Origin of the sequence: Microcoleus sp. PH2017_34_RAT_O_A, from assembly GCF_020737885.1 — a bacterium.
Classification (GTDB): domain Bacteria; phylum Cyanobacteriota; class Cyanobacteriia; order Cyanobacteriales; family Microcoleaceae; genus Microcoleus.
The window spans coordinates 16,068-42,236 of the sequence record NZ_JAEQDD010000062.1 but is presented as its reverse complement, the minus strand read 5'-3'; the positions used below and the strand labels follow the sequence as shown (position 1 = coordinate 42,236).

Genomic DNA, 26,169 nt, shown 5'->3' with positions numbered 1-26,169 from the left:
ATTTGTAGCGTCAAAAAGTGCGATCGGCATCACATAAATTTCCCCTAAATTAGCGCTAGTCTAGGCTAAATTAGATGCCATAAATTTTTAAAATAAACCTATGCAAATTTTTTCAGAATACCAAATACATTCTACTCTGCACGAAGGTGCCGAAACAATTATTTATCACGGACAGAGAGCGAGCGACGAGTCCGCAACAATTCTTAAAGTTCTCAAAGCCGAATATCCCACACTCGAAGCCATTACCCGCCTCAAACACGAATATCAAATCCGCCAAAATTTAGATAGCAAACAAATCGTCAAAGCCATCAGTCTCAAAACCTTTAACCACCGATTAGGCATAGTTTTAGAGGACTTTGGCGGCGAGTCTCTCGGACAACTACTCGAAAAAGCAAGGCTGAGTTTGCTAGCAACTTTAAACATCGCCATCCAAATCGTCAAAGCCTTAGAATACCTGCACCAAAATCAGATTATTCACAAAGACATCAAACCCAGCAACATCATTATCAACTCCCAAACAAAACAAGTTAAACTCACCGACTTCGGGATTGCGACAAAACTAAACAAAGAAAACCCACAATTTAACAATCCCAACTCCGTCGAAGGCACATTAGCTTATATGTCTCCCGAACAAACCGGGAGAATGAACCGCACCCTCGACTACCGCACCGACTTTTATTCACTCGGAATTACCTTGTATGAAATGCTGACAGGTGAACTGCCATTTCCGAGTAAAGACCCTTTAGAAATAGTTTACAGCCACATCGCAACTCAAGCAATTTCGGCCGCTCAAATCAATTCGGAAATCCCCACATCAATCTCAGGAATAGTGATGAAATTGATGTCAAAAAATGCCGAAGATAGATATCAAAGTGCAGCCGGATTATTGGCAGACTTAGAAAATTGTTTGCATCAGTTAGAAGCAACAGGAGAAATAATCGATTTTATCCCCGGACGCTTAGATATTCTCAGCCAATTGTTGATACCCCAAAAATTATACGGTAGAGAAAACCAAGTCAACGAACTATTAGCAGCCTTTGAACGTGTAGGGGCGGGTTCGCCCGAATCTTTGCCACCCAACCAAAATACAGAAAAACCCGCCCCCCCCAACGCCGAAACCCTTTCGCCCCAATCTTTACCACCCAACCAAAATACAGAAAAACCCGCCCGTTCCCAAAGCGAACTAATGCTAGTATCCGGTTATTCTGGCATCGGCAAATCAGCAGTCGTCAACGAAGTTAGCAAACCAATAACTCGCTCAAAAGGTTACTTCATCAGCGGCAAATTCGACCAATTCAAACGTAACATTCCCTACGCATCATTAATTCAAGCATTCAACTCGCTGCTGCGCCAATTGCTCACAGAAAGCACTGCTGCTATAGAAACATGGCGCACTAAAATTTTAACAGCTTTGGAAACTAACGGCAAAGTAATTTCCGATGTAATTCCGGAAGTTGAATTGATTATCGGTAAACAGCCAGAAGTAGCAGAACTCTCCCCTGTAGAATCGCAGAATCGCTTCAATCGCGTATTCAAAGAATTTATTCGCGTCTTCGCCCAAAAAGAACACCCGCTAGTTATCTTTTTAGACGATTTGCAGTGGTCAGATTCAGCTACATTAAAGTTAATGCAAACACTGATAACTGACCCCGACCAGCAATATTTGTTGCTAATCGGTGCTTATCGAGACAATGAAGTTAGTCCGACTCACCCGTTAATTCAGACAGTAGAAGAGATTGAAAAAACGGGTACGGTTGTCAACAATATTGTATTGCAACCGCTAGAGTTAGAAAATGTAACGGAATTAGTCTTTGAAACCCTTAGCAATTTCACAGAAAAAGCCAACGATTTAGCCGAATTAATCTGCAATAAAACGGGAGGAAATCCTTTTTTTTTAACGCAACTGTTACAAGCACTTTATCAAGAAAACTTTTTAAAATTCGAGTTCGATTATCTAGCAGGTAAAGGAGGCTGGGATTGGAGTATTGATGAAATTCAAGCGATTGGAATCACCGATAAAAGTGTCGTCGAACTCGTAGCTTCTCGCATTGAAAAGTTGCCCGCAGCCACGCAAGAAGTGTTAAAATTAGCAGCTTGCGTGGGCGATAAATTTGCTCTAGATGTACTGTCACTTGTCAGCGAAGAGTCAGTGAATGTTACAGCTACTGAACTTTATTCAGCTTTGCAAGCAGGGTTGATTCTGCCGTTGAGCGATGCTTATCGCATTCCTTTGGTTTTCGATCGCGCTGAATCGATCGACCTCAAATTAGATACTTCGCGGGTTAGTTACAAATTTTTGCACGATCGCGTCCAGCAAGCCGCCTATTCTCTCATTCCCGAAAATCAAAAGCAATCCACTCATTTAAAAATTGGCGAATTACTGTTACAGAATACTCCACCCGAAAAGCTAGAAGAAAACATCTTTGATATTGTCAATCAGTTGAATGTGGGAATTGACACAATTAGCCAGCCAGCAGAAAAGACGCAGTTAGCCGAATTAAATTTAACTGCGGGACGCAAAGCAAAATCAGCGAATGCTTATGAAGCTGCTGTGAGGTATTTGCGGGTGGCGATGGGATTATTGCCAGAGGAGAGTTGGGACAGTCAGTATCAATTAACGTTAGCAATTTATGAATCAACAGCGGGAGCTGAATACTTAAATACGAACTATTCAATCTCAAAAGAATTAGTTGATGTTATTCTAAGTCGGGCTAAAACTTTACTGGACAAACTCAATGTTTATGAGCTGCAAATTCAGTCTTATACTGTTCAAAATAGAGTTAGTGAAGCAGTAAATACAGGGCTGGAAGTCCTAAAATTGTTAGGGATTTATTTTCCTCAAAATCCCAAATTATTGAATATCTTGGTGGAATTGATTAATACAAAACTGAGATTGGGGTTGAAAGGAATTGAGGATTTAGCTAATTTGCCAGAAATGACAGATTCTAAAAAACAAGCAACCATGCGAATTTTATCAGGGATTCTGGGTACCGCGATGGCGGTCAAGCCCAGACTATTACCATTGTTAGTATTTATGATGGTTAAGCTGTCCATTAAATATGGAAATTCGCCTTATGCTAGTGTCGCTTACGTTTTTTATGGTGCAATTTTGTGTGGAATAGGAGACATTAGTTTAGGATACCAATTTGGTCAATTGGCAATTAGGCTTTTAGATAGATTTCCATCTGATTCTATCAAAAGTAGAGTTTATCTAATACTTACTTGTTCAATTCAACACCGTAAAGTAGATATCAAGTTAGCCTTGAGTTATATGATGGAAGGGTTTAAGGCTGCAATCGAAACTGGAGATTTACCGTATGTTGGTTATTCTGTCAATGGATATTGTACTTATAAACTGTGGATGGGAGAGCCTCTCGAACTGGTTGAAGAGGAAATAAGTAAGTATCTAAAATTAATGCAGAAACTTAAACAAGAAGGCTCTTCACAATGTATTAGTATATTGAGATATACAGCCATAATTTTGCGTGGTCAATCTGTAGAATCATGTAACTTGGTAGATAAGAAGTTTAATGAAGACCAAATTGTTACGGCTGCAATTGAAACTAAAAACTTTTTTTTAGTTTGTTTTATTTGTAATGCCAAATCTATGATTAATTTCTTCTTCGGCAATTATGCACAAGCTTCAGAAAATTCAAGGTTATTTGAGAAATATGAAGAATCAGTTTCTGGATTTTATCTAGTTTCCTTGAATAATTTTTACTACTCTCTCAGTCTCCTAGCTTTGTATTCCCAATCTGACAAAGAGGGGCAAAAGCTATATTTAAATAAATTGGTACAAAACCAAAATAAAATGAAAAAATGGGCTGTTGATGCTCCAATGAATTATCAACACAAATATGACTTGGTAGCAGCGGAGAAAGCGCGGGTATTGGGGTATGATACGCAAGCAATGGATTTGTACGATCGCGCAATTGCTGGAGCTGCCAAAAATGGTTATATTCAAGAGGAAGCATTAGCCTATGAATTAGCCGGAGAATTCTATCAATTTCTGGGAAAACAGATAATTTCTCAAGCATATCTGACTAAGGCTTATTACGGCTATATCCGCTGGGGAGCTCTAGCGAAAGTTAAACACTTGGAATCAAGACATCCTTTCTTAGTAGCACAAACGCGCGCAACAGAAACTCGACCCATCGATGTCACGCGCACTAATACTGGAAGCACTACCAGCAACAGTTTAGGCGATTTTTTAGACGTGGCTACTTTTATTAAGTCTTCGCAAGCCATTAACAGTGAAATTGTCCTGGACAACTTGCTGACAAAATTAATCACAATCATTTTAGAAAATGCGGCGGCTCAAAAAGTTGCGCTGCTGCTGCTAAAAGATAATAAACTCTACATCGAAGCTGTAGGAAATTCTACTGATACCCAGGCTACAGTTTTACGATCTATACCATTTGAAAATAGTCAAGATTTGCCTGTTTCTGCTATAAACTATGTTTTTCGCACTCAAAAGCCTCTGGTATTGGATGATGCGACTGTTACTGCACCTTTTAATGCGGATGCGTACATTCGAGAATTTGAAATTAAATCAATCCTGTGTTTGCCAGTTATTTATCAATCCCAGTTGCAAGGGATTATTTATCTGGAAAATAAGTTAGCGGCAGCAGCTTTTACCGCAGACAGGGTGGAAGTTTTAAAGGTTTTAGTTAGTCAAGTCGCTATTGCGATCGAGAATGCTCGTTTGTACGCGCGCGAGCAAGAAAAATCCCAACAGTTAGAAAAGTCTTTTGCGGAACTGCAACAAGCGCAATTGCAATTAATTCAAGGTGAAAAAATGTCTTCTTTGGGCAATTTAGTTGCTGGTGTCGCTCACGAAATTAACAATCCAGTCGGTTTTATTTCGGGGAATATTACCGAAGCTACTGCGGCTGTGGGCGATTTAATTAGCCACTTGCGACTGTATCAGGAAGAAGTTCTCGATCCTAGCTCAAAAATTGCACAGGATGCTGAGGATATTGATTTGGAGTATCTTATAGAAGATTTGCCGAAAATGTTGGGGTCGATGAAAGTTGGGTGCGATCGCATTCGCAATATTAGCACATCTCTCCGCACGTTCTCCCGTGGGGACACCCGCCAAAAAGTGTCGGCGGATATCCATGAAGGAATTGACAGCACTTTAATGATTTTACAGCATCGCTTGAAAGCTAATCCAGGCCGCCCGCTGATTCAAGTGGTTAAGGAGTATGGAAATATTCCGAAAGTTAAGTGTTATTTGGGACAGTTGAATCAGGTGTTTATGAATTTGTTGGCAAATGCGATCGACTGTTTTGACGAATTCAATCGGGGTCGCAGTTATGCTTCTGTTGAGGCTGTACCTAATACGATCGCCATTATCACCCATGTCTCGCCGGATAACAACAGCGTGGTGATTCGCATCAAAGATAACGGGGGAGGGATGTCGCCGGATGTGAGGGCGAAAATATTTGACCATTTGTTTACTACGAAGGGAGTCGGGAAGGGTACGGGTTTGGGGCTGTCTATCAGCCGCCAAATTGTGGAGGAAACCCACGGTGGTAAGCTGACTTGCGAATCTGTGTTGGGCGCAGGTACGGAATTTGCGATCGAAGTGCCGATCGACTGATTGTCGGTGCGATCGCCCTCACTCTTTTAAGATACAAGGTCAAGACAGTATCTACAAGCCCTGAATTATGTGATAATTTATGGCATTTTTTGAACAGCACAAATCTGCGATCGCCCTTTCTTCAGGATAATTGGCAATATAATCGCTCAGCCATAAATTATTTATTTACAGATTTGGCTAAATTTTATCGCCTCTTCAGGATAGGAAGCAAAGTAATCTTCCAACCACAAGCAACCTTGACTAATAGAACGATCTAAATCAAGTTCTAAGTTCCACAACTTGATAGTATTGTCAAGCCCAGCAGAAGCCAGTGTTTTACCATCGAGACTAAACATAACGCTATTAACGCTACCGAGATGCCCTTCTAACGTGGAAATTTCCATACCATTTTCTATATTCCACAGCCTCACAGTACCCTCCTCACTAGATGAAGCTAAAATCTTGCCATCAGGACTGAAACTGATATTAGTTACACCCGATAAATGTCCTTTGAGAGTGAACAATAAGCTGCCATTTTCGGCATTCCATAGTTTGACGATACTGTCCGAACCAGCAGAAGCTAAAATTTTACCATTGGGACTAAAACTAATGGTATTTGCCCAACCACTATGGGCTGGAAAAGCCTGCATCAAAGTAGCTGTTTTTAAATTTAATAGCATTATATCACCGTCAGAACAAGCCACAGCTAGAGCTTTTCCATCTGGACTAAAACTTAAATCGGTGACAATACTGCGAGGTTCTTTAAAGGTTTGCAGCAACCTACCATCTGCGACATTCCAAAGTTTTACTGTACTATCAGAACTACCAGAAACAACGGTATTCCCATCTGGACTAAAGCGAACTCTCCTTACCCAAGCACGATGGCCGTTGAGAGTTTTTAGCAATCTACCATCTTGCACATTCCACAACTTTACTGTTTTGTCATCACCGCCGGAAGCTAACATATTACCATTGGGACTAAAACTAACACTTAACACCCGACCTTGATGACCGTTAAGAGTTTTGAGTAAAGTACCATTTTTGCTATTCCACAGCTTTATTTTAAAATCGTCGCTACCGGAAGCCAACGTATTACCATCGGGACTAAAACTTACAGCTTGAACATTAGTGCTATTTCCTTTAATAGTTTGCGGTTCCCTAACCTCTAAATTCCACAGCTTGATTGCACTATCAAAACTTCCAGAAACCAGAGTTTTGCCATCTGGACTAAAACCGATACTCTCAATTCTCCCGCGATGTCCTTTGAGAAGTTGCGGTTCAATTCTATTGTCGTTTATATCATCTAAATTCCACAACTTTACGGTACTATCGGAACTAATAGTAGCTAGAGTTTTGCCATCAGGACTAAAAATCGCACTCCAGACAGCCCTGCGATGAGTTGGGAGGTTTTGTAGCAAAGTTCCATCGGATACATTCCACAGTTTGACTAGGCCTTCTTGATCGGTAGAAGCTAAGGTTTTACCATCGGGACTAAAACTGACACTTCTGGTATTACTTTTATGATCTTTCAGAGTATTTATGATAGTTCCATCGCCAATATTCCACAGCCTCACGGTTGTATCGAAACTTGCAGAAGCGAGAGTTTTACCATCGGGACTAAAACTAATATGAGTAACGATATTGGTATGTCCTTTCAGAGTTTTTAATAATGTAGCGTCGGCTGTTTTCCACAAATTAATAAAACCAGCGGAACTACAGGAAGCGAGAATTTGACCATCAGGACTAAAACTAACAGTTCTTACCCAGCTATGATGAGCCTTAATAGTTTTAATTAAAGTGCTGCGCGTTACATCCCACAACTTGACCGTACCATCTTCACTGCCAGAAGCCAAAATCTTGCCATTAGGATGAAAACTCACACTCGTAACTCTACCAGTATGTCCTGTCAGGGTTGATATCAATGTCGCTGGTTTGGCATTCCACAGTTTTACCGTACCATCCTCGCTAGCAGAAGCAAAAATTTTGCTATCGGGACTGAAAGTTACGCTTCTGATAGCGCCACGATGACCGATCGCGCGATCGCGTTCTCTGACATGATATATTGCTTGTTGCAGGGTTCTCATTACCTGCATCTGTGTATCTTTGGTAGCTGATGGTTCTAATTTTTTCATCTTTTGTGCTGCTTGTAATGCTGTCAGCAGTGCTGCAAAAGGATCGGAAACTAAAGCTACTTTAGAGAATGAAGTTTGTAGCACTACTTGTTGTTCTGCTAGTTCCTGTTGGGCTTTTTTTACTTGTAATTGGATCGAGATTGCTGTGATGATAGAAACTGCCAGAACTATAGAACCGATAGCCATAATCCGGGTAGCCCTCCGCTGGGCTTGAGTTAATTTTACTTTTGCTTGTTGTTGAGCTGAAACTAAAGTATCATTCGCCTTTGCTAATATCTGACCTTCTTCTTCTTGAATGGCTAAAGCTAATTTAAATTCTCGTTTTTCCAAATCTTGAGATGTTGCTAAAAAGCGGTAATCGAGATAACTCAAATTTTTATCGATCGACCATTCCAGAGCCTCTTGCAGCGCATTTCCCCGCAGCAGCCGCGAATTATCCTCAAAATTAGCAGCAGCCCAAGCATTAAAACTTTCCGCATAAGGCCGCAGCTTGCCTAACTGTTTTTCCACCCATTCCAGATTGAAAACTTCGGCATAAATTCGGTTGTAAACTTTTAATCTTCCCTGCTGTTGCACCACTAAACCTGACAGTCGCAATTCGGTTTGTTCGGGACTGCCATCGGTAATAACCCCCCCCAGCCCCCCCTTGGTAAGGGGGGGAGCAAGAACAGAATTTAGCTCACCCATTCCTAGGGGAGATATAGCGGTATTTAGCCCCCCCTTAGCAAGGGGGGGTTGGGGGGGGTTAGCCGATTCCAAAACTTGCTGGTAAAGCCCCAATAACTGTCCGGCTTTTTGCTGATTTCTCAGAATGCGATCGCGAATTGTCTTCAAATGTTCGGGTTCATCCTGGGATTCCCAATTATCCACAATCCGCAACTGCACCACCTGTTCAACCGATCGCGAATTACCCAATGCTGATTCCTCCAACACCAACTTACACAGCTTTTGCGTCAGAAAAGGTTGTCCGCCCGTCCAATTTAATATCTCAGCAATAACGCTTTCAGGATTTTCAATCCGCCCCTGCCAACCATCAATCAAAGGCTGCACTTCATCAATTTTAAAACCGCCTAAATTTATCGCCTTACCAATATTAAAAGGAGTTTGAGTTTTATCCGCAATCAAGTCCGAAGGAGTCGCCACTCCCAACAGCGCAAAAGTCAACCTACTGTATAGAGGATTGTCAACTCTTTGATTGTAAAACCAGCGAATTAGAGCAAAAAACTCATCTGCCGAAAAATTCATGCTTAACACTCGATCGATCTCGTCAATGAAAATAACTATATTTTGTTCTATCTCAACTAAAACCACTTCTTCAATAAACAAACTAAACCGCTGGAGTGGCGATAACAAATCCCGGCGTTCTCGCCACCAATTGCGCCAATTAATTTTATCACCTAACTGACAGCTACTGACCAAAGAATTGATCATTCCCGCATACCATTTTTCGGGAGTTACATCTTCCTTACCAATCCCAGTTAAATCGATAAAAGCACAAACAGTACCGACCGCTTGCAGCCTTCGCATCGCCCGCACCCGCAAACTAGATTTACCCATTTGGCGCGAGTTCAAAACATAACAAAACTCACCAACTTTCAAGCATTCGTAAAAGTCCAAGTCTGCTTGGCGCGTGACGTAACACGACGCATCTGCTGGGAGACTCCCGCCAATCTGATATTCATAACTAACTGGAAATTCTCTGGTCATTGCTTGTACCCAAATCTAGCTTTGATTGTACGATCGCAAACTTGACTATGTAGAGATTTAGCAAAAAACCTGACTTTTACTGATTTGCGATCGGGCTGTACCTGATTTTTTCCTATAAATTCACAACCGAAAGCTATTTATCAGTTCCTATAACACCTGATTATATCACCATTGCGGTTCAGGATTTTTAGCAACAAACTGATAACAGGAAGCAAAAGGTGCAGCAAACAAAATACAAACGCCGATTGCTTCCGCAAACTTAAACAATAGTCAAAAATAGGAACTACTCCCATGACAGCCCTTAGAACGATCGCCGATGCTAACATTTCTACCGCTACATTCGGTTTAATTGAAGACTTGACCGATGTTCCCTGGACAGACCCCGATGGCGAACCTAAGCCTAACAAACCCCGTTTTATTGAAGACTTGACCGATGTTCCTCGGACAGACCCCGATGATAATTTAATGCTAGAAACACGTGAAGTAATCGCCTCTGACCGTCACTTTACTAACAGCTTGTTTGGTAGCATCGATAAAATAGGTGGCTTACCCAATGACAACATAAATGGAACACCAGGAAATGATTACCTAGTAGGAAATGATGACAATCAGGTTAGTGATGCCATCTTTGGTGGTCGCGGTGCAGATACACTCAAAGGTCTTGATGGTGACGACTTCCTGTTTGGCGGTAGTGGTAAAGATCAGCTTTATGGCGGTCGCGGTTCCGATTGGTTGGAAGGCAATAGTGGGAATGACATTCTCGTTGGTCACACCAACGATCAAGGAAAATATGATTCTTATGAAGTCGATACCTTAATTGGTGGTTCGGGAGCCGATCAATTCTCGCTAGTTATGAACGGGGGGCCAGACCCTAAACTTCCTTACTTAGATGGTCTGGGCGAGACTGCTTATGCGATTATTTGGGACTTTAAGAAAGCAGATGGAGATGCAATTTTGATGCTGGGTAAAAAGCAAGATTACGAATTTACGTCTGGCAACTACGGTTATGGAAATCAGTCAACCAAAGACACGAAAATCTTTTATCAAGGTGACATGATTGCCGTGGTTTCAGATAACATGGCTGCGGATTTAACCCTCTCCTTCGTCTAATTTTATCTGTAGGGTAACTGGTTCGCAGGTTCTGTCTGGGAACCGATATCCAGAGTCTCTGCCTCGAAGAGCGATCGGGAAAATAAGGTAGCAATGTCCAAGACACGGCAATCTTCTACAAGGGTGATTTGATTGGTGTTATGCAAGACCAAAATATTACCAAACTTAACCTAAATCAGGTGTTTATCTCCGCATCTAATACGCTCTAATACCTAATTTTATTACCGAACAACATTACTTGGAGAATCATCATGGATAACAACATTCAAAACCAAAGCCTCTCAGTTGTACGGCCTGTAACATCCATAATCCTTGCCACCTTGATGGCAGTATCTTTTTGTTCCACAATGGCAATTTTAGGTAACACTTCTCAAGTTTTTGCCAACCCCTTAAAATCACAACAGGTTAATCACCTTCAAATTAATGAAATAATTACTTCCCCATCTTCGATTGTCGGTAACTGGAAAGGGAGTCTTTATTCTCAAGGTGATGATGTAGTAACTTCTGTTGAAATGGTTATCAAACAGGGAGCAAACCAGCAAGGAACATGGAAATTTATAGGAGAAAATAATACTCCTTTTGAAAGTGGTGCAGTAGTTGCTTCTTTGAGTCCTAATAATGCAACTTTGGAATTCAAGCAAGAAAACAAAAAACCTAGTTGGTTTTTCAAATGCAAACTTCAAAACAATACCAAGCTTTCTTGCGAAAAGGTTGGTAATACATTGACTAAGCTCACTTTGAAAAAGATTTAGCTTAACTCGCGAGAAGCCCTACGTCTCACCGAAAGGTGAGCGTGTTTTCTTTAACCTAAAACACGGCAGAAATACTCGCGGTACAAATTGCAACGCGGCAGGACATAATTGTTTTGCCGCCGCACAATTCCCATACTGTGCAATTTGTAAATTTGCATGGAATCTAATTCAACTGGTTCGGCAGAATTCACAACTTTTTTCAAAGCTAAAGCTAATTCGGGATTGTGTTGCAGGATTTCCAAATGCTTGCGTAAATGATTGCTGTAGATTCCTGATTCTGAAGCAGCATTTTTTAATAGCTGGGTTAAGGTAATGTTGCCACAGCTAATCTCATACATTGCCAATCTGACTAAATAAGGATGTCCGCCGATCGCACAAATCAACTCTCCCAACTGCCCTTCATCCCAATCCAAGCCGTGCAACCGCGCTAAATCGTGAATTTTCTGGCTGTCAAACTCCTGCAACTCCACGGGAACCCCCGCATTAAACGGAGATTGATTCATGTCCAAAGGAATATAAACTTCGGTAGAATGCGCCATTACCAACCGCAGTTTTTGCCAGATATCCGAAATCTTGGCTTTTTCGTGCCAGCTTCGCAGCATCCCCAGAAAGTCTTCCACTACTTCAGTGTAGCCAAATAGGCGATCGACTTCATCCAATCCCAACACTAGGGGAGTTTCTATTTCTGCTAGCAAATACTCTTCAAAGTAAACTGTGCAGTTATCGTTGCTACCTAAGATATCCGTATCCCAATATTCGTTTAATTTGTTTTCTAATTTTAACTGTCGGCTGACCATCAAACACAACCAGCGCAGAAACTTATCAAGATTTGTTAATATTCCTCGGTCTGCTGCACTCAAGTCTAAATAAACTGCGTGATAGTTTTCCAGTTTTGCATGAGCTAAGATGCGGTTCATCAGTGAAGTTTTACCCATCATTTCCGGGGCTTTAATCCGAATCAGAGAACCGGGTTTGACAACTGTTTCGTCGCAGAGTGATTCGATGGTGGAACGTTTTATATAAAAAGGTGAATCTAAGGCTACTGAACCTTCGGGAAACTGCAAATTTACCGCAGTTGGTAATGTTTGTAAAGGTGGATTTGTCTGAATAGATTGACTACATTCTGCTTCATAAGCTCTTCTTAGAGCTTCTTTGAAATTTTTCTTGGTAATTTTTTCTCCCAAAGCTTCGGAAAGCTTATGCCACAATTTATTGCCGACATCTTTGTTGAGGTATTCAGCACTATAGCCGTAAGTTGTGGCGATTTCATCGTAACTTTTGCCTTCCCAAGAACCTTGCAGGACTTTCATTTCGATGTCGCTGAGATATTTGCCGGTGTTTTGGGCAAAAATGCGATCGGCAGATTCTTTGGTTTTGTTCCAAGAGAATTCTAATTCTGATTTCATGGGCTGGACACGGGTAATTAAATATACACGTAAGTATGCAGACTATGGCAAGAGAGGAGTTGTTCCTCTATCGGGAAATCACCCTGACTTTTCCCTATTTTAACTGATTAACTTTGGTTTTTACTGTAAATCAGTGGTGCCGGCCATATTTGTGTTTATTTAAACACCTGATTTTATTCCCATTGTCGGTTCTTTGACGAGAGGAGAAACTAAATACATCAAGCCAGTTAGTTGAGTCTTTCTCATTCTTGCACTAATTGGAAAACCACAAGGAGCAACAAAAATGTCCTCACTTATCAAAGGTACTGACTACGACGACAACAACACTGTCAACGGCGACGGTCAACTCCATAAATCGTTAGTGGGAGATGATTGGACAATCGACGGTCAAGGTCAAATTCAGATTTCAAATGATATAATCTACGGCTATAAAGGCGATGATATCTTGTCAGGTCGCGGCGGAGATGACATCCTCTACGGTGGCTTCGGGGGGGATAAGCTAGATGGCGGCGCGGGTAATGATAAATTATACGGCGAAGCTGGCGAGGATTTCCTGTATGGAGGTAGTGGCAAAGATACACTGTCTGGCGGCCTTCACAACGATTATCTATTCGGAGGAAGCGGCAAAGATTATCTAATCGGCGGCGACGGTAACGATTACCTTGACGGTGCTAATTTTTCGGGTGCTGGTAACGGTATCGGCGCAGGTAGTGAATCCGATTCTCTCGCCGGCGGCGCGGGTGCGGACACATTTGTACTCGGTAATGTTAATAATGTTTACTATCTCGGCACTGGCTACGCTACGATTACGGATTTTACGTTAGGTACTGATAAAATCCAAATTAAAGGCAATCTAGCAGACGGCTATTCGCTGAAAGCTGGCGATTGGAGCAATAACAAGGTTCAAGATACTGGTATCTTCTACAAGGACAATTTGATTGGTGTTGTTTTAGAGACAAACTTAACTAATGTTAACCCGAATCAAGTATTCTTGTCCGCGCCTCCAATCCCTCAATAGTCTTAAGCTTGGGTGCATCTGGTTTTTGAAGCCTGAAGAAGCATGACCGCATATAAGTTATTAGTTATGATCTGATATTTACTGCGGTCATGCTTCGCCCCTACCAGACACATTTGCCACTCTGAAATGCACGCTTAAGCTTCGCTACCTCAGGGCGAAAATTGAGGATTTCTCACTATTTTAAAATAGGAGTTTTTATGATGAAAATTGCGGACGATCGACCGAAATACCACCGACTTTTCTACACAACTTTGATATTAATTTCAGCTATCCTTTTAGGAGGATTGGGAAAGGTTTTCGAGTCCAACAACAACATAGCTTTGGCCCAAGAAAGCATCCCCGTTAGCGGTAGCGGCGACGCACAACTCCAGCCAATTGTACAATCGCTGACAGAATTTATGCGCCACCGCTGCGTCGGTGCCGCCGTACTCGGTGTTTCTGTTAAAGGTAAGCCCGTGGGTGTTTGGGGTTTGGGGCGCATGAAAGACCGATCGACCAATAACTCAAATCCGGCTTGCGGTGACGATATGCAGACCCCTCTAAGTGCGATCGTACCCGCAGATACCCCCATGCGGATCGGCAGTATCAGCAAGCCTGTTACCTTTGCCATGGTGCGCTGGGCGCTAAAACAGACGGCGCGCGATCGGGCAAATTTAGAACTGACTGACGACCAAATTGAAGGGATGAAATTGTTCGACCCCCAACATTATCCGCCGCTAATTCCCGGTTTGAACAAGCAATATCCAATAGCCATTATCCCGGAAAAATTGCACGCGGCATTTTCGGGAAAAGTCAAATTTCCAGTTGCTATTAAAGACAGTAATTGTGGCAATCTTAACTCAGGATTTGCAGACAAACAGTGGCAAAACGTCACCCTCGGAAATTTATTATCCCATCGCTCGGGACTTCAGCGGAGCGCGCCCAGATACGGTGAAGATATGACGGCAAATTTGCCAGTGCTGCGAAATCTGAAAACCCCAGCAGATTTTAAATCCCAAGAACAGCTACTTGTCAATGAATGGGGGAACAAATCTGTCATTTCTGCTAAAAATCAACTCGGCATCTCTGCTAATGCAGGCTATTTTTTGCCTAGTCCTAATTTAGAAGAAACTATGATGGTTTTGGCTGGGCGATGCCTTCAGTATCCTCTCGGTCAATATCATTATTCCAATACCAGTCCGGCATTTCCTACGATTATTTTGCAGCAGTTGGTAGCTTCCGGCAGATTTGCTGCTAAAACGGGTAAACTAGAAACTCATCAAGGCTCTGCTTTGGAGGTTTTCTTCAAAACCGAGTTGGGAATTCCTACTACGGCTACCAAGGGAATTTTCATGAGCCAAGGAGTAGAAAATTTTGGCGATCGCGAGCCGGAAAAACGCCACTGGAACGGCAAAAATTACTACGGTAAGGGATGGGATTTGAAGCGACCGCACTGTATTTGGAATGGTAATTTTTGCGACTTTTCTAGCTGGATAAATCCGCAGCCAGGGAAGATTAACTGGTCTTGGAATTTAAGCCAGGTTCCTTTTTCCCGAAGAAGTACAGATTTGAGTCCAGGAACTGGTTCGCTTGCTCCGGAAGCTGGAGTTTTTCTCAAATTCATGTCACAATATTGGGTGGGCGGTTATGAAAACAATCCGCGCATTGGGGAAAGGCGAAATAATGTTTGGAATCGATATACTGCTCATAACGGAGCGCTCGATGGTACTGAGGCTTGGGCAATTCAGTTAGGGGGAAGTAACAATCCGAAAGAGTGGAAATTGCCGCCTGTGGACGATAAAGGTCGCATCCTTGATGATTTTGCTAATTTGCAGATGTATGCGGGTTTGTTGCCGGATGGAGTTGATATTTTTGTGGCTGTGAATCAGAGGGCTGATAAGAAGTGTGTTGAGGCTAAAGGTTACAATTGCGGGGATGCTTACGGGCTTTTGAATAATTTTATTTTGTACGGTGCTTCACGGGTAAATTGGAATATGGTTGCACCGACTGCTGTTGTCAAATAATATTGATAAGTCAACGGCAGATGCGAGGCAGATAAACACAGATAAACGCAGATTGTTCGTAGGGTGCCTCTCCCTTCTTTAATCCCATAATTCAATCAATTATCTAGCAAGCGATGCACCTCATACATGGGAATTGTGTCAGGTGCATCGCTATCAAATTGTCGGTCTTGATGCAAAGATTGTTGGTGGCGACGCACCCTACAAATACTGTCAACTGTGAACTGAATGAAGGTAAAGTTAAGACTCAGTTTAAATATGAGTTTTTGAACAAGCCCATGAATTTCCGCTTCCTACTGTGTACTTCCATGAGTTGAGCGCGATAAGCAGACCATTCAACATTTCGCCCAGTTTGTATATAGGCAGCACGGGCTTTTTCTAGCCACTCGATCGCACTATCGTACTCGGCTGATTTCATTTGATTTAGAATCGATTCAGCGCGGCGACTAGCATTGACGATTACCCAATCGGGGCGATGGGAAATTGCCGCCACCATCACTCGATGAACCAGTTGTGAACCGTAGGATGTGTCAACAAGGGCGATCGCCTCTTCAATCAGTTTCTCATGCAGAAAAATATCCACCTTCGCTTCGGTAGAATTGTAGCTTTGACTGGCTCTTAAAATTGCCAATAAATCTGCTTTCAAAGTTGACAAATTATCTCCTGATAACTCCTGCAATGAAAGATAATTATTCAAGGAAGGTTGAATCTCAAAGACTTTAAGTTTGGCATTAAACGCAGCTTCTTTTTGACCCAATCCATCGGCTAATTCACTCATACAAACTGCCAGTTTGTAGGTAGAATTGCCGGGTAAATTTAACCCAGCTTGACAAATCTTTAGAGCTTCTTCTGAGTATCCGTCTTCTTGTAAAATTTGAACTAGAGCAAAAGCTTCTTCCACTGATGTCATGTCGGTTGTGGCAGCTTTCACAGCTTCTTCTATTCTCCCCAAACGAGCTAACATTGTCAGATATTGTTGAATGCAGCCTTCTGCTTTGGCTAAGTATAAGTATTCTTTGTCGCGATTCTGCCGATCGAGAATTTGCAATCTAGTCAAGGTTAAGTCATGAGCATAATCTGGTGCGTCAACCTCCCAAAACCCTTGTCCACTAAGGTTTCCTTCCAATATCTGCTGGAGTGGCGGGTAGTCCCAACCTTGGCGTAAAGCTTCCAAGCTCATACTGAAATCACAATCCCATTCATCTTTCCAACCTTCTAACATCACCTCGAAATCTATTTCTTCTTCAGCAGTTAGCTCAGCCGTCAAAATGGCTTCTGTCCAAGCTTCATCCAAAGCATTAGTGATTTCATAACTTTCACAACCATATTCTGCTACGTCATCCCAATCATCAACACAACCTGAGGTAATGGCTTCTAAAATTACTAAAGCATTTTTGCCGTCTCCATGTTCGCTGAATTCCTGGGCTTGCTGAATCAGTTCTAAAATTTCTTCTGTAATCGGGTCTTCTTCATCATAAGCATATTCATCCTCCCAATGATTCTGAGCTTGTCGGAAAATTTCTCGCACTTGTCGCCGAAAAGGAGCAGGATCGATCGCACTTCGCCGATGTGTTGTCGCCAGTTGGTTTGTCGGCCCAGACACAGCGTTTGAGTTGACGTATAGTTCGATCGCACTTATCAGCGACGGTTCGTTGTCCACTAAATGCTCTAATAACTCATAGATTTGGGCGTCATTGAGGCGAGAGAGCAACTCTTCCAGCGTTTCGCCCCGTTCAATTTTTTCTGGTTCTCGCAGGCACAAAAACAGCGTAGCGATAATGTGTTTGCACCATCCATCGCCATCGTAAGGACAAGTGCAGAATACTCCAGATGTTAATCCGGCATGAGTAAAGGGCAAGGTAACATCGTAAGGTTCAACTTGAGAACCGTATACTTTTGCTTGCACCATATGGCCGCGGAGAACTGCGCTAGCAACATTGCCACCGAGATAGTAATCTTCGGCTCGGTTGAGCGATCGCTCAGAACTGTTATTCTTGATAATCGTTTCACTAAGTTTGGGAATTGGCATCACACCAGACCTCAGCAATTAAAGGATTAGACTCGATTTTACTTCAGAAATGCACTTGGTCTACGATATGCAGTCTGCTCTACAAACAGCAGCGGGCATTAAAACTGAACCCTCAAGTGTCAACTGTTAACTGTCAATTTTTTAAGATTCTTTAATATGAATTTCAAAGCAGGGGAAGTAAACATTATCCAGTCTACTGTGCAAACAGCAGCGGAAAATAAAACTGAACCCTCAACCCTCAACTGTCAACTGTCAACTGTTTAAAATTATTCGATATTCTTGAGTTTGGATGCCAGCTAGTCCAAAGGCAGCGCTAAGATGGTTAAGCACTGTTTTGCACTACTCTCATGTCCCAACGCGCCAAAACCTCACACAGCCAGCCAAGTGCATCCGACAACGGGCATCATGTGATGACTTCTAACTCCAACAGCCAAAATACGATTCGGATTCGCGGTGCGAGACAGCACAACCTTAAGAATATCGATCTGGAACTGCCGCGCGATCGACTGATAGTTTTTACCGGTGTCTCCGGTTCCGGTAAGTCTTCCCTGGCTTTCGATACAATTTTTGCCGAGGGACAGCGCCGCTACGTGGAGTCTCTCAGCGCCTACGCCCGCCAGTTTTTGGGACAGTTGGATAAGCCGGATGTCGATGCGATAGAGGGGTTGAGCCCTGCTATTTCGATCGACCAAAAGTCAACTTCGCACAACCCGCGATCGACTGTCGGCACTGTTACAGAAATTTACGATTATCTTAGATTGCTCTACGGCAGAGCTGGCGAACCGCACTGTCCGATTTGCGATCGCTGCATTGCGCCGCAGACAATTGATGAAATGTGCGATCGAGTTATGGCACTTCCAGACGGTACTCGCTTTCACCTTCTGGCCCCAGTTGTGCGCGGAAAAAAAGGCACTCACCGCAAATTATTGTCGAGTTTAGCTTCCGAAGGATTTATTCGCGTCAAAGTTAACGGAGAAATTTTAGAACTTTCGGAAAATATCGAATTAGATAAAAATCATATCCACAATATCGAGATAGTTGTCGATCGGTTAGTTAAAAAACCGGGTTTAGAAGAGCGTTTAGTGGATTCTCTGGCAACTTGTTTGCGACATTCTGAGGGAATTGCGATCGTAGAAGAGTTACCGCCTGACGAAAATTCTGAACCAGCCAATGGGCCGATCGTATTTTCGGAGAACTTTGCTTGTCCCGAACACGGCGCGGTGATGGAAGAACTTTCGCCCCGGTTGTTTTCGTTTAATTCGCCCTACGGCGCTTGTCCCAACTGTCACGGTTTGGGGAGTTTGCGGACTTTTGCACCGGAGTTAGTCATTCCTGATGAGAAAGCACCTCTTTATTGTGCGATCGCCCCTTGGTCAGACAAAGACAACTCCTATTATCTCTCTTTGCTGTGCAGCGTTGCCGATAGTTGCGGGTTTGATATCGACACTCCTTGGTTCCGCTTGAGGCCCGAACACCAGCGAGTGATTTTGTACGGTAATGAGTCAAAACAAACCGCAGAAAGCAAGAAGCGAGACAGCAACGCCAGCGATTTGAGGAGAGATTTTAAGGGCGTAATTTCCATGTTGCAGCGCCAGTACGACGATACAGGTTCTGATTTGATCAAACAGAAGCTGGAACAGTATCGAGTCGATCGCTCTTGCGATTGTTGTCACGGCAAACGCTTGAAACCAGAGGCGCTGTCTGTACGGTTAGGAAACTATGGAATTGTGGATTTGACGGGGATTTCGATTCGCGAATGTCGGGAACGAGTCAATAATTTGGGATTGAGCGATCGGCAATTTCAAATATCCGATTTAGCCCTCAGAGAAATCAAAGCAAGATTGCAATTTTTGCTCGATGTCGGATTAGATTACCTGACATTAGACCGTGCAGCCATGACACTTTCCGGCGGAGAAGCCCAGCGAATTCGCCTCGCAACTCAAATCGGTTCCGGTTTGACCGGCGTCCTCTACGTTTTAGATGAACCCAGCATCGGACTGCACCAAAGAGACAACTTTCGCCTGCTGCAAACCTTAACAAAATTGCGCGATTTAGGCAATACTTTGATTGTCGTAGAACACGATGAAGAAACCATGCGCGCCGCCGATCACATTGTCGATATCGGCCCCGGCGCAGGCGTTCACGGCGGCAAAATCATCTCGCAAGGAAGTTTAGAAAACTTGCTAGCGGCCGAAGAATCTTTGACTGGTGCTTATCTGTCGGGAAAACGAGTAATTGAAACTCCCAATGAAAGGAGAAAAGGCAACGGCAAAGCTCTCTCGCTCAAAAATGCGAGTCGCAACAATTTAAAAAACGTCGATGTGGAAATTCCCCTGGGAAAACTTGTCTGCGTGACAGGTGTTTCCGGTTCTGGAAAATCAACTTTAATCAATGAATTGCTCTATCCGTCACTGCAACACTATCTGACCAAAAAAGTTCCTTTACCACCCGATATGGACGCCCTAAAAACCAAGGGCGAACGCTCTCTAGATGATGTGGTTGATAAGGTCATTGTCATCGATCAATCTCCCATCGGCCGCACTCCGCGTTCCAATCCCGCTACCTACACGGGAGTCTTTGATGTGATTCGGGATTTGTTTTCCGAAAGCATTGAAGCGAAGGCAAGAGGTTACAAAGCCGGGCAGTTTTCTTTTAACGTGAAAGGGGGAAGGTGCGAAGCTTGCGGCGGCCAAGGCGTGAACGTGATTTCGATGAATTTTCTGCCGGATGTTTACGTACAGTGCGAGGTTTGTAAAGGTGCGCGGTACAACCGGGAAACGCTGCAAGTGAAGTATAAAGGCAAGTCAATTTCTGATGTTTTGAACATGACTGTGGAGGAAGCTTCGGAAATGTTTAAAAATATTCCGAGGGCGGGCGCCAGACTGGAAACGTTAGTGGATGTTGGCTTGGGTTACATTCAGTTGGGACAGCCTGCGCCGACGCTTTCTGGCGGGGAAGCGCAGCGGGTGAAGTTGGCTACGGAACTGTCGCGTCGCGCTACTGGGAAGACGCTTTATTTGATTGATGAACCCACGACTGGCTTGTCGTTTTATGACGTTCACCACTTACTCAATGTGCTGCAAAGATTGGTGGATAAGGGTAATTCAATTTTGGTCATCGAACACAATTTGGACGTGATTCGGTGCTGCGATTGGGCGATCGATTTGGGGCCAGAAGGGGGAGATAAGGGAGGGGAAATTATTGTGGCGGGGACGCCGGAGGATGTGGCGGCAAATCCTCGTTCTTATACTGGGAAGTATTTGAAAGCTGTTTTAGAGCAGCATCCTTTAGGGAGTGCTGTAGCTGTTAGCTAATACTCGGTCAGGATAGATATTGTAGGGTGCGTCAGCGATTAGCCTAATTTTCAGGTGGAGAGGCAGAAGTGGCTGACGCACCCTACTGCTACCCACTCAGGAACGATTTTGCGTCATTTGAGGTGCATCGTTGAGCGATTTACCCCGGATTATTGAGCGGATACACTTCTGGCTATGTTAAGAAGTGCGGAATGTAGGTCATAAATCTTTATATTTTAGAGCCTTACAATAAAATAATATTAAAAGGAATACTATAAAGCAGAGAGCGATCGCTCAAATCACAAAGGAAGAACCTATATTTGATCTGGCAATCGCAATTTTCGATATAGTTCATCAATCAATAAATTGAAATATCCACCATTAAATCATCTTTAAGGAGTCGTAAATGACTACAACTTTTTCGCGTCTAGAACTTCAGAAAATTGCCGAGGATCACAGATTGTTTTTATGGTCTATCCTCGCCTTGATAGTTATTAACCTATTTCATGTTTCTTTACAAAATCAAGCTATAAATCTACAACCTATACGTTTACTCGCACATTTTGCAGCAACAGGATTTCGGATATTTGCGCTATACAAGCTGGTAAGATCCCTCAAGCTTTCTGCATGGATAATTTGGCTTATTGTTGGTTCACTTGTGCCAATTCTGAGTCTACTGGTACACGATAAAGCAATGAAAGCAATGAAATCTGCTGGCATAAAAGTCGGATTCATGGGAGTCGATCCAAGCTCTATCTAATATGCTGTTGTAGTCTAACAATTGTGGTGTACCGTACTGGCGAGAAATCCTGATACATTACGAGGTAGTTTGCAGCAGATTAAGCAAACAGTTATCTCGTTTCGTTTCTGAGTTATGACAGTACAAAGCATTGAAAAAACCTTTCAACTCATCCTACAAAAAACCATTCCGACAACAGCACAATAAACTGAGAGCAACCCCCTTTAAACCCAGTTAACCCAGGGTGGATTAATTGTCAGAGGGGGAATAGACTTCTTGCAAAAATAGTTAGGAAGTTGCTGGGAGCAACGTCCCACAAAAATCTTTTTTATTGTGGGACGTTTCTCCCAGCAGCGTCCCACAATTTGATTAAAAGGGCTTTTGCAAAAGTAGACCTTGGCAGGGCTCTCGCATGAGGACAAAAAAATGGTTGGCGATCGCGATCTACTGTCACCCTCATCCTTCGCCCTACATAATACATATTTCGTTATTTTTGTCAAAATATTCTACTGTACCGGCGCCCTAGGGCGACTTTTGCTCTCATGGTATAAGTTAGCCTAATTCAAATACTGAATATTTTCCGGTACCGAACTAAAAAATTTCCATTCTCCATTTGATTTGCGTAACGTATGTAATATTATCATCTTATTATCTCTGAAAGTTGAAGATGACCCGTCAATCTTTGTGGTTGTTTGTTCGATTCTTACTTTGGCTTCGTTTCCTGAAATTCCCACAATTTCAATTTTTGTTGGTTCGTACTTTAAATTTCTTTTGAAGACTTCTGCAATTGTAATTATTGTTGGTTGAAAACCAGGAGAGTTTGGATCTACTGTCGCCATATAGGATTCAGGATTTCTTTCATTCAAAGCTTTGAACTGCCGATCGATTAATAATTTGATTGCTGCTTGATCGCTGGTGTTATCAGCTAGAATCTCTGTTGAGTTTATGAGTATAGGTGTAGTTAATTGATTGTTGCTTAATTTCGAGTCAATGTTAGGCACTTGGCCGCGGTCAATGTTGGTGGTATAACTGCTAAGGAATAACCCTAAGATTACGGTAGGCAATGCTTTGTTTAAAGCTTGAATATTCAAAAGTGACATGGTAAATATAACCGATAAATTTATAATTCTACGCTAGCATCTACAGCATCTGATGTCAATTTTAATTAGTTAACTATCTTGAACAGTAGGAGACATGGCTATATTGTCTGCTTGTTGCTGCATGAATTCAATGTCCGATCGCAACCAAGTGCGCGGCCCGCTGCACTGATGAGCAACTAACAGCCCCCACAGTCCTTTTTTGGTTAAAATTGGCACGACTAAATTGGCGCGAACCTTCAGGCTACGCAGAAACAGTCGGTGACATTGGTGGATTGGCTCTGTTTCAATATCTGTAATTGCTCTGACTCGGCCCGCTTCGTACAAAGCAGCGTATTCGTCGTTAAAACACTCGTCTGGGCCAGTAGAACCCAAGATTGACAGTTCGATCGCACTTAGCATCTCACAAGTCACTCGACCTTGCCACTGCCTGTAAAAATAATACAGTACCGCGCGATCGCTCTGCACCACTTCTCGAATGTCGTATAGGGATTTTTCAATTAATACGTCGCGCTTGAGACGTTCTGTCAAGCGGTTGACAATTGTTTGCAGGCGATCGCCAGACATGGTAATGACTCCTTAACTTCCTAGTTTTGGCTGAGCTCTGTCTTCAGTTTACCTCTATTGAAGATAGCAACTGCTAGTATAAGTTTACATCTAGAGTGAAAATTTATGTCTGTGCTAGAAGCTGCTTGGAAACACGAATTTATCGCTACAAACGGCATCAAACTGCACTGTGTCACTCAAGGTTCTGGGCCGCTGATGCTGATGCTGCACGGATTTCCTGAGTTTTGGTATTCTTGGCGCCATCAAATCCCGGAATTTGCATCAGATCGTAAAGTTGTTGCTGTGGATCTCAGGGGTTACAATGACAGCGACAAACCTAAGGATAAATCTGCTTATATGATGGCAGAATTTGTACAAGATATCAAGGGAATTATTCAAGGCTTTGGATACAAAAGCTGCGTCTTAGTTGCCCACGACTGGGGAGGCGCGATCGCCTGGAGTTTTGCTTATGCTTATCCTGAGATGGTGGATAAATTAATTGTGATGAATATACCGCATCCGGCAAAGTTTGCTGAAGGGTTGCGAACTCGCCAACAATTGCTGAAAAGTTGGTACATCTTTTTGTTTCAGTTGCCATTTTTGCCGGAATTTTTAATTAAGTTGGGCGACTATCGGGCGATCGATCGCGCTTTGCAAGGCATGGCAGTTGACAAAAGCAGCTTTACCCCCTCCGATATCCAAGCTTACAAAGATGCGGCAGCTAAACCGGGGGCTCTGACTGCTACTATCAATTATTACCGCAATATTGCTCGCGGATTTGTCGATCGCCCGCATAGAGAGATCCTCGAAGTTCCGACGTTGATGATTTGGGGCGAAAATGATCGGGCCCTCGGCAAAGAGTTAACCTACGGAACCGCAGATTACGTGCGGGATTTTCAGATTCATTACGTTCCCAATTGCAGCCACTGGGTGCATCAGGAACAGCCGCAGTTAGTCAATCGGTACATCAGAGATTTTTTGGCGAGTAAGTTCATTTAATTGGTGTTGCGGGCGATCGCATTTGAATATCAATTATAGGGAAATATTATCAATAACTTCAATCCCAAATCGAAAATCGAAAATCCTCTCTTCCCCCGAATTTATCCGTGGGGTCGCCTCTAAAATCTAAAATCTAAAATCTAAAATCGATTGACTCTCAAGAGCCGCTGTCAACTCTCTACTCAACTCTGTGGCGTCTGATAGGAGTGGGGAACAATCGCCCGGAGCGCGTTAGCTTTTGCGACACGGAAAGCTTGCAGCATGGATTGGCCCAAAGATCTACTTGCACCCAAGATTCTCAAAATGCGATCGTCCGCTGGAATAATCGGACATGGCGTGAAAAATATCAATTCTCGAAAAAAATGTATCTAAAACGATATAATTTTTGACATTCCCAACCTAAAAAATTGAGAGGAAACCAATCAAATTTTCGCAGTCAGCTTTGATGACACGAGATATCTTGGCAACGCAGCAGCAAAGAAATGACCGCATAATTGTCTTGGCGCTGATTTTTCTGACGCTGCTGGGACTAGCATTCCGGCTCTATTTGGCGTGGCGCACCAACCAAACTCTCCCCGATACCCCCGCCCGTCTCACAGGCGATGAACCAGGTTACGAGTATTTGGGACACTCTTTGCTAGAGGGTAAATTTTTTGATTGGCCGGGCAGGACACCAGTGTATCCCTTTTTTGTAGCTGGATGTTATGTAATTTTCGGTCGTTCTCCCGCATCTGTAGTCTACGTACAAGCTTTTTTGGGGGCGACAATCATACCCCTAACTTTTATCCTGGCACGGCGTTTTACTGGCCCTCAAAGTTCCTTAGTCGCCGCTGGATTAATTGCGCTACATCCCTCCCTGATTCTTCATGTCAGGCTGCTGCAAACAGAGATTTTATACGCGCCTTTAATGATTTTAACAATACTGGGCTTGCTGCGAGCATTGGAACAGCCGGAGTGGCAAAATTTTTCATTAGCAGGTGGGTTGTTGGCAATTACGAATCTTTGTCGGCCGACAGCGATGTTGTTTCCGGTAATTGTCCCACTATTGATGCCGCGCCAATGGTCTTTTAAGCGCAAGATTGCTTTGTTTCTTGCTTATTTGGGCGCAATTATCATCATTACCACACCTTGGACTTACCACAATTATCGAACTCACAAGACTTTTTTGATTTACAGTGTTTCTACGGGGCTGCTGTGGCAAGGAAGTCCAGAGTTTTATCATTTTGCCTACGAACAACTGCCAAAACGCCATATCACTAAAATTTGGCAGGAAGAACTCAATCCGGCTCGGAATGGCGGACACGATGTTTTTACCATTGAGGGCGATCGCTATTTTACCAAACGGGCGATCGCTTCAATACTCTGCGAGCCGGCTGTCTATCTCTGGTATTGTTTGCAAAAGGCAGTTTATTTGTGGTTGGGAAACCCTATAAGTGACTGGCCTCATCACGCTATGTTTAATGTGCAGGCAATGCGGAAATTCTTTTCGCCGCAACGGATTGTCGGCATTTTAGCGTCGCGAATTTTGCCTGTATTTGCGGCTTTGGGCATGATAGTTTTGCGGCATCGCTGGCGGGAGTTTTTGCCACTGCTGGCAGTCTGCGGCTATTTTACTTTGATCCATGCGCTCACTTATGCAGAAGTTCGCCACAGCGAGCCACTGCACCCGATTTTGGCGATCGTAATCGCCGCGGCGGCAGGACAGATTCAGCGTCGGTTGAAGTTAATTAATCAGTAGGTCTTAAGCAGTTAGTCCT

Annotated in this window: 14 protein-coding genes; 9 read left to right on the top strand and 5 right to left on the bottom strand. The window is 43.1% G+C overall.

What is annotated here, in order from left to right; all coding sequences use genetic code 11:
* The first annotated feature begins 100 nt into the window (after window positions 1–100).
* The gene (locus JGK11_RS20755; protein WP_293212676.1) at window positions 101–5,605 is read left to right on the top strand and encodes an ATP-binding sensor histidine kinase; all 5,505 of its coding nucleotides are present in this window, start codon (window positions 101–103) and stop codon (window positions 5,603–5,605) included.
* A gap of 161 nt (window positions 5,606–5,766) precedes the next feature.
* Here JGK11_RS20755 and JGK11_RS20750 read toward each other — a convergent pair whose 3' ends face one another.
* Window positions 5,767–9,423 (bottom strand): AAA-like domain-containing protein, encoded by a 3,657-nt coding sequence (locus JGK11_RS20750; RefSeq protein WP_293212674.1) that lies wholly within the window; start codon window positions 9,421–9,423, stop codon window positions 5,767–5,769.
* 291 nt (window positions 9,424–9,714) lie between these two features.
* Between JGK11_RS20750 and JGK11_RS20745 the strand changes: the two genes are divergently transcribed.
* On the top strand, window positions 9,715–10,533 hold the full coding sequence (locus JGK11_RS20745) for a hypothetical protein (RefSeq protein ID WP_293190862.1): 819 nt from the start codon (window positions 9,715–9,717) through the stop codon (window positions 10,531–10,533).
* A gap of 251 nt (window positions 10,534–10,784) precedes the next feature.
* A complete protein-coding gene (locus JGK11_RS20740; RefSeq protein ID WP_293196939.1) occupies window positions 10,785–11,285 on the top strand; it encodes a hypothetical protein in 501 nt (166 codons plus the stop codon).
* A 50-nt stretch (window positions 11,286–11,335) separates the two neighbouring features.
* Here the strand turns inward: JGK11_RS20740 and JGK11_RS20735 are convergent, their stop codons facing one another.
* Window positions 11,336–12,691 carry an AAA-like domain-containing protein gene (locus JGK11_RS20735; RefSeq protein WP_293212672.1) on the bottom strand — a complete coding sequence of 452 codons (1,356 nt, stop codon included), beginning with the start codon at window positions 12,689–12,691 and terminating at the stop codon, window positions 11,336–11,338.
* A 283-nt stretch (window positions 12,692–12,974) separates the two neighbouring features.
* Between JGK11_RS20735 and JGK11_RS20730 the strand changes: the two genes are divergently transcribed.
* Window positions 12,975–13,709, top strand: a complete 735-nt coding sequence (locus JGK11_RS20730; RefSeq protein ID WP_293181713.1) for a calcium-binding protein — start codon at window positions 12,975–12,977, stop codon at window positions 13,707–13,709.
* Between the two features lie 197 nt (window positions 13,710–13,906).
* The gene (locus JGK11_RS20725) at window positions 13,907–15,712 is read left to right on the top strand and encodes a serine hydrolase (protein ID WP_293212670.1); all 1,806 of its coding nucleotides are present in this window, start codon (window positions 13,907–13,909) and stop codon (window positions 15,710–15,712) included.
* A gap of 244 nt (window positions 15,713–15,956) precedes the next feature.
* On the opposite strand, the gene JGK11_RS20720 is transcribed toward JGK11_RS20725, so the two are convergent.
* Window positions 15,957–17,738: an SWIM zinc finger domain-containing protein gene (locus JGK11_RS20720; protein WP_293212668.1), complete on the bottom strand. Its 1,782-nt coding sequence runs from the start codon at window positions 17,736–17,738 to the stop codon at window positions 15,957–15,959.
* Window positions 17,739–18,085: 347 nt separating this feature from the next.
* Here JGK11_RS20720 and uvrA point away from each other — a divergent pair, with 347 nt between their 5' ends.
* Both uvrA and JGK11_RS20710 read left to right on the top strand, forming a co-directional pair.
* Window positions 18,086–21,052 (top strand): excinuclease ABC subunit UvrA, encoded by a 2,967-nt coding sequence (uvrA, locus tag JGK11_RS20715; RefSeq protein WP_293181710.1) that lies wholly within the window; start codon window positions 18,086–18,088, stop codon window positions 21,050–21,052.
* 385 nt (window positions 21,053–21,437) lie between these two features.
* Window positions 21,438–21,791: a hypothetical protein gene (locus tag JGK11_RS20710; protein ID WP_293181709.1), complete on the top strand. Its 354-nt coding sequence runs from the start codon at window positions 21,438–21,440 to the stop codon at window positions 21,789–21,791.
* A gap of 536 nt (window positions 21,792–22,327) precedes the next feature.
* On the opposite strand, the gene JGK11_RS20705 is transcribed toward JGK11_RS20710, so the two are convergent.
* Both JGK11_RS20705 and JGK11_RS20700 read right to left on the bottom strand, forming a co-directional pair.
* Window positions 22,328–22,861, bottom strand: coding sequence for a hypothetical protein (locus JGK11_RS20705; RefSeq protein WP_293212666.1), 534 nt, complete (start codon window positions 22,859–22,861; stop codon window positions 22,328–22,330).
* Window positions 22,862–22,939: 78 nt separating this feature from the next.
* Window positions 22,940–23,434 (bottom strand): GAF domain-containing protein, encoded by a 495-nt coding sequence (locus JGK11_RS20700; RefSeq protein WP_293212664.1) that lies wholly within the window; start codon window positions 23,432–23,434, stop codon window positions 22,940–22,942.
* Between the two features lie 105 nt (window positions 23,435–23,539).
* On the opposite strand from JGK11_RS20700, the gene JGK11_RS20695 reads away from it, so the two are divergent.
* Window positions 23,540–24,412 (top strand): alpha/beta hydrolase, encoded by an 873-nt coding sequence (locus tag JGK11_RS20695; protein ID WP_293181706.1) that lies wholly within the window; start codon window positions 23,540–23,542, stop codon window positions 24,410–24,412.
* Between the two features lie 445 nt (window positions 24,413–24,857).
* Entirely contained in the window at window positions 24,858–26,150 is a 1,293-nt protein-coding gene (locus tag JGK11_RS20690) for a glycosyltransferase family 39 protein (protein WP_293212662.1), read from the top strand.
* The last annotated feature ends 19 nt before the right edge of the window (window positions 26,151–26,169 follow it).